The sequence below is a fragment of the Falsirhodobacter sp. alg1 genome (assembly GCF_000739715.2).
GTDB lineage: Bacteria > Pseudomonadota > Alphaproteobacteria > Rhodobacterales > Rhodobacteraceae > Falsirhodobacter.
Genome location: NZ_BBJC02000091.1, coordinates 1 through 529, shown reverse-complemented (window position 1 = coordinate 529; position 529 = coordinate 1). Strand labels below are relative to the sequence as shown.

At 60.8% G+C, this 529-nt stretch carries 1 pseudogene; it reads right to left on the bottom strand.

The features are described from left to right. Nucleotides 1–135: 135 nt before the first annotated feature. A pseudogene (locus tag TR36_RS16500) lies at nt 136–529 on the bottom strand (hypothetical protein); the annotation flags it as partial.

Sequence of the window (529 nt, the reverse complement as noted above, 5' to 3'; positions counted from 1 at the left end):
ATTGTGGCACAGCATGAATATGGAACGGGGTCGCCATCTTCACCCGCNACGGCAATGCAGCCCGGACCNTTTGCCCAGGAAGTAGAGNTCGGGATGGTTGGCATCAACGTGCCGATCCCGGTTCCGATGGCANTTTCACTCATTCCGGGGGGTGGAAGGCATCGCTGTTCGGAGATCAAGGAATCGTTCGGCCACGGCCACCGGATCCGCCATCCATTNCCCCCAAGGGGCGCAGATGTGCGGCCCAGATNAAAGCCTTTGGTGGTTTCGGCCCAGCCATCCTGTTCGGCAACGATCGTCAGGTTTTGCCCCCATGCTGAGCGTCGCGATCTCGCGGGCCTGAACACGGGGTTCGGGGTAGATATGGCTGGCAGGGGCAGCAACCCAATGGGTTTCCACCGTCTCCGGCTCCAGTGCCGTGACGGGTACCCAGCCGCAATATCCATCACGCGCGGCAAAGCCGAAGGCGAAATGGCGGTCATGATCGATGACGGTGAAACCTTCGCCCATCGTCAACTGGCGTTCACGC